Source organism: Streptomyces sp. NPDC003034 (assembly GCF_053591375.1).
On sequence record NZ_JBSFTS010000053.1, the window covers coordinates 1 to 5,347 of the forward strand.

4 protein-coding genes are annotated in these 5,347 nt (G+C 73.3%); 2 read left to right on the forward strand and 2 right to left on the reverse strand.

What is annotated here, in order from left to right:
- Positions 1 to 86: 86 nt before the first annotated feature.
- Together ACWDX7_RS28255 and ACWDX7_RS28260 are read right to left on the reverse strand one after the other, a co-directional pair.
- Positions 87 to 518, reverse strand: a complete 432-nt coding sequence (locus tag ACWDX7_RS28255) for an SPW repeat protein (protein ID WP_451492712.1) — start codon at positions 516 to 518, stop codon at positions 87 to 89.
- Positions 519 to 602: 84 nt separating this feature from the next.
- On the reverse strand, positions 603 to 1,976 hold the full coding sequence (locus ACWDX7_RS28260) for a peptidase C39 family protein (RefSeq protein WP_451492711.1): 1,374 nt from the start codon (positions 1,974 to 1,976) through the stop codon (positions 603 to 605).
- Between the two features lie 161 nt (positions 1,977 to 2,137).
- Between ACWDX7_RS28260 and ACWDX7_RS28265 the strand changes: the two genes are divergently transcribed.
- A complete protein-coding gene (locus ACWDX7_RS28265; protein WP_451492710.1) occupies positions 2,138 to 2,773 on the forward strand; it encodes a uridine kinase family protein in 636 nt (211 codons plus the stop codon).
- A 388-nt stretch (positions 2,774 to 3,161) separates the two neighbouring features.
- The gene (locus tag ACWDX7_RS28270; RefSeq protein ID WP_451492709.1) at positions 3,162 to 5,153 is read left to right on the forward strand and encodes an AAA family ATPase; all 1,992 of its coding nucleotides are present in this window, start codon (positions 3,162 to 3,164) and stop codon (positions 5,151 to 5,153) included.
- The last annotated feature ends 194 nt before the right edge of the window (positions 5,154 to 5,347 follow it).

The following is a 5,347-nucleotide window of genomic DNA, read 5'->3' on the forward strand; positions in this document are numbered from 1 at the left end:
CTGCGGTCGGGGCCCGGCGGCCGGTTCGGCGTCCTGACCGGACGCGGCGGACAAGCGGTTCAGGGCGTCGCGGTCAGCCCTTGGCGTCACGCCCGCGTTTCGCGCCTGCGGCCGGCCATCGCCGCCATGGCGAGGCCGAGGCACAGGGCCAGCACGCCGGTGATCACGTTGCTGACCACCGTACGGGTCGTGTCCATCTCACCGGCGATGACCCATGGAGCGACGATCGTCCATGCTCCGAGTGCGACCGCTGTCCAGGCCATCGCGTGCGTGCGCTCGTAGGCGTTCCCGAACCCGCCCATGCAGACGCAGTACGCGATGCCGACGATCAGGTTGTTGACGGCCAGCGCGGTCAGGCCGCTGAACCCGGCGATCCAGGGCGAGGCCGCCAGGTACAGGCCCGTGATCAGGGCGAGTGCCTCTACGGCCTGCGCGCGGGGAGTGCTGGTGACCCGCTCGAAGCGAGTCCGCATCTCGGCGAGGTCGGGGTGGTGCTCGATGCTCGAATGGGTGGTCATGGCTGGCTGCCTCCTAGTGAAGCTCTTATTTGCCCTTTACCCCTCCTTCTTCGGACTATTCGGGCGAACCAGCTAAAGCGGACCTCACAGCACTCCGACCGCCGTCAGCACATCGGTTTGCGCCGGGTCCAGGTCCAAGGGGGCGTAGAGGTAGCAGATGCCCCCGGGCGCGGGAACGACCTTGCCGGCGGCGTTGTGGCGCCTGGTCCGCAGCCAGACGTTCTCGAACTGGCGGCGCTGGTAGACGCGCCGTACGGACGTGTTGTCCGGGGCGTTCGGGTCGTTGGCGATCACGTCTCCGGCGGCGGTGAAGCCGATGACGGTCATCAGGTGCCCGGCCGTGCCGTAGCCCGCCCCGGTGAGCTCCTCCGCGAGGAAGGACTGGGAGGTGATGACGGGGATGCCGGCCCGGACGAGGGTCTCCACCTCGGTGAGGGAGCCGAGGCGGGTGATGACCCCGGCGAGGCGGCGGTAGGTGGCGGCGTAGGCGGCGTTGAAGGGCCAGTTGCCGCAGCCCTTGTAGGCGGCGTCATAGGTGGAGCGGGCCGCATGGCACACCTGCGGGTCGGCGTAGGCGGGATCGACCCAGGCCAGGGCCTTGGCGCTGGCCTTGCGGCCCCAGAACTCGATGACCATCTGGGAGGAGGTGGGGCTGCACCAGGCCTCGCCCCCGTTGTCGTACTCGGGGTACTGGCCGACGTGGATCTCCTGCGAGTAGCGCGGCACCTGCAGTTCGTGCGGCCGGCCGGGAGCCGAGGCGGGGACGGTGAACCGGTCCGGCACGTCGGATGCCATGGCCCCGGCCAGCCAGACGGTGGGCCCTCGGTCGGCGCCGGGCCGGCGGTAGAGGGTCAGGCGCAGTTGCCAGTCCGCGATGCGCAGGCCGCTCGCGGGAGCGTCGAGGGCCAGCGTGTCGGTACCGACGCTGGACCGGCCGTCGCTCTGGCCGTTCACGGAGGTGCGGCGGATGTCACCGTCGCCGGAGGCCCAGCGGCCCATGACGTACCAGGGGGTGGAGGTGCCGTCGGTGTAGGTGCCGCGCAGTTCGATCTGGATCCAGGTGCCGGCGGGCGTCCGGGCGTTCCAGGAGGCGACGGCCTCGGTGGCGGGCACGGCCGAGTGGTGCGCCGGGGAGGTCCAGGTGGCGTACTCCCAGGTACTCGCCCGGCCCGTGTGGGGGTCGGCGTAGGTGGTACGGCCCGCGGGGACACCGATCTCCAGGCCGGGGCGGGGGCCGCCGACCGCCGTGGTGCCCTCGTGGACACCGGCCAGCCAGTGGTCGTACGAGAACCAGAACCGGTTGTCGACCGTGCGGCCGGCCCCCCGGGGCGCCGACGGGGCGGCGGCCGGCGCGCTGCCGCCGGAGACACGAGGAGCACCGGAGAAGCCGGTGGTGGTGGCGGTGGCGACCGCGAGGGCCGCGACGAGTACGGCCCTGCGCGGTGTGGGTGCGGTCATCGCGGGATCCCCCAAGGGGTAGCGGTCTTCGGGCCTCGGCGCTTCGGTGCCTCGGCGCTTCACCCTTCCATTTCCCGGCCGTCCGGGGCCGAAGCCGGGTGCCCGTGTCGGGGATGACGACCGGTCCGGGCGAAGGACCGTATCCGCCGTAGGGTTGCGGCGTGGAGCCACACCAGTCACTTGAACCACTCGCACGGGAGCTCGCCGCCCTGCCGCCCTCCCTCGGCCCGGTCCGGCTGATCGGCATCGACGGGCACGCCGGGTCCGGCAAGAGCACCTTCGCGGCGCGGCTGGCCGAGGAGCTGAGCGGAGCGCCCGTACTGCACCTCGACGATGTGGCCACCCACGAGGAGCTCTTCGACTGGGAGGAGCGGCTGCGCTCGCAGGTGCTGGGGCCGCTGGGCGCCGGACGGCCCGCCCGCTGGACCCCGTACGACTGGGTGGAGCGGCGCTTCGGCCCGGAGCGGGTCCTGGAGCCGGCGCCCGTGGTGCTCCTGGAGGGGGTGGGGGCCGGGCGCCGGGCGCTGCGCCCCCGTCTGGCACGGCTGCTGTGGATGGAGACGCCGCGTGCCACGTCCTGGGGGCGCGGGAGGGACCGCGACGGGCGCGAACTGTCCGACTTCTGGGACGGTTGGGAGCGCGCGGAGCGCACGCACTTCTCGGACGACCCTTCGCGCCCCTTCGCCGACATCTTGGTGCGCCAGAGCGGTACGGGATACGAGTGGTCTTCCGGGGCCAGTGCGACGGCGGGAAACACCCCTTCCCTCACGGACGGTGACGAACTCCCCCAGGCCTGACCTACCCTCCCGAACCGCATCTCCGGAGCCTGCGCCGACGTGCTTGACCGGGAGCCCGCACCGGCCTTACGTTTCCCATGCGCGGCCCTGGCGGCCGCAGCGGACGCGAAGCCCCCGGTTGTTCCCCCGTGACCGGGGGCTTCGTTCTGCCCGCACCGCTCCGCACACCACGGCCCGGGGCCGCCCACACGGGTTTTCCCTCCACCCGCCCCTCACGCACAGTAGCCGGACGGACTCGGGGTGCTCTGCGAACCGGGTCCGACGCACCCTACGTAAGGTGCGAAACCGCAGGTACGATGCAGCCCTGATTTCATCGGCGCAGTGGGCAACTCACGTGCTCGGCATGTCGGTTGCCGCGCACCACGGGGGCAGGCTTGTGGGGGACGTGATGGATTTCGGCACGCCGGGCAGCACGCACGCCCCGGCCGAACTCGCCTGGCTGCGCGGGGTCGACGCCTGCACCATGGGCGCCTATCCGCAGGCCGAGGAGGAGTTCCGGGCGGCCGTACGACTCGATCCGGCGATGGCGGACGCCTGGCTGGGCCTGCACGCACTCCGGGTGGACACCACCAACGCCTTATTGCGCATGTACGCGCACCGGGACCGTTTCGGCGAGCAGCGGGCCCGCCACCGGCGGACGCTCAACTCCTGGTACTGGCTGGGCTGGTGGGTGCAGCCGGTCCTGGAGAGCCGGCGCGACCTGCTGCTGGCCCACGCCTCGCACTGGCTGGACGGCCGCCATGTGCCCGAGCTGGACCAGGCCCTGGCCGCCCTGCCCCCGGTGGACACCGATCCGCAGGTGCGGTTCCTGCACGCCTGCCGGGCGTACCTGGTCAAGGACTGGGAGCAACTGGTGCGGCACACGGAGCCCTTGGTCAACGATCCGATGCTGGGCATCGAGGCGGGGCTGTTCGGTGGGATGGCCCGGGTCCGCCTGGAGATGTACGGGCAGGCGGAGCCGATGCTGTCGGCGGCGCTGATGCGGTGCCGCAGCGAGCAGCCGCAGCGCAAGGAGCTGCGGTACTGGCTGGCGCGGGCGCACGAGGGCACGGGGCGGAGTGCGGCGGCGCTGCCGCTGTACCGGGCGGTGCACCGGGTGGACCCGTCGTTCATGGACACGGCGGCCCGTCTGACGGCGATCGCCGACGGCGACGACGCCGACGACATGGCGGGCCTGGCGGGGTACTCGGGGTACGGGGCCTACGGCGGCCAAGGCCCGTCCCCGGCCGGCGGGGACTTCGCCGCCGTGGCGCTCGGTGGGAACGGCACGGGCACCGGACCCGTGCAGGACATCGCGGCGGACGGCCAGGTAGACGGCCAGGCGGAAGGCCTGGTGGAGGCGGAGCCGCCGCCCGACCCGCCGGACGTGCGCTTCGGGCCCGGAGCACCGCCCACGGGCCGGGCGGAGGGCGTACGGCGCAAGGTGACCGTGCCGGCGCAGGCGGCGGCGCAGGCGGCGGCGCCGGCGGGCCTGCCGGGCGGGCCGCCCGACCCGGCGGCGCTCGCGGAGGCCTTGGCGGAGCTGGAGCGGATGGTGGGCCTGGAGCCGGTGAAACGGCAGGTGAAGGCGCTCTCCGCGCAGCTGCACATGGCACGGTTGCGGGCCGGCCAGGGACTGCCGGTGCAGCCGCCGAAACGCCACTTCGTCTTCTCCGGCCCCTCGGGCACCGGCAAGACGACGGTGGCCCGGATCCTGGGCCGGGTCTTCTACGCGCTGGGCCTGCTCGGCGGCGACCATCTGGTGGAGGCCCAGCGGGCGGACCTGGTGGGCGAGTTCCTGGGGCAGACCGCCGTGAAGGCCAACGAGCTGATCGATTCGGCGATCGGCGGGGTGCTGTTCGTGGACGAGGCGTACAGCCTCTCCAACTCCGGGTACAGCAAGGGCGACGCGTACGGCGACGAGGCCCTGCAGGTGCTGCTCAAGCGGGCGGAGGACAACCGGGACCACCTGGTGGTGATCCTGGCCGGCTACCCGGCCGGCATGGACCGGCTGCTCGCCGCCAATCCGGGATTGTCCTCGCGGTTCACCACCCGGGTGGACTTCCCCAGCTACCGGCCGCTGGAGCTGACCGCGATCGGCGGGGTACTGGCGGACGCGAACGGGGACCGCTGGGACGAGGAGGCGCTGGAGGAGCTGCGCAGCATCAGCGGACACGTGGTGGAGCAGGGCTGGATCGACGAGCTGGGCAACGGCCGGTTCCTGCGCACCCTGTACGAGAAGAGCTGCGCCTACCGGGATCTGCGGCTGGCGGACTTCGCGGGCGAGCTCTCGCGGGACGATCTGTCGACCCTGCGGCTGCCGGACCTGATGCAGGCGTACGGGGAGGTCCTGTCGGGCCGGGGCCCCCAGGACCGCTCGGGGCCCCCGTCGGCTCCCTGACCGGCGGGCGCGGGGGCGCCCGACCAAGCCCGACCAAGCCCGACCAAGCCCGGACCGCACGCGACCGTGCCCGACCGTGCCCGGACGACGCAGGACGGCGGCCCCGGCCCCCGGGGGGCGGGGGCCCGGCCCCGGGGGTGGGGCCCCCCAGGGGCCCCCCGGCCGCGGGGGCGGCCGGACCGGGGGGCCGCGGG

Coding starts and splice junctions, on each gene's coding strand:
- ACWDX7_RS28255 (WP_451492712.1), bottom strand. CDS start 518: ATGACCACCCATTCGAGCATCGAGCACCACCCCGACCTCGCCGAGATG.
- ACWDX7_RS28260 (WP_451492711.1), bottom strand. CDS start 1,976: ATGACCGCACCCACACCGCGCAGGGCCGTACTCGTCGCGGCCCTCGCG.
- ACWDX7_RS28270 (WP_451492709.1), top strand. CDS start 3,162: ATGGATTTCGGCACGCCGGGCAGCACGCACGCCCCGGCCGAACTCGCC.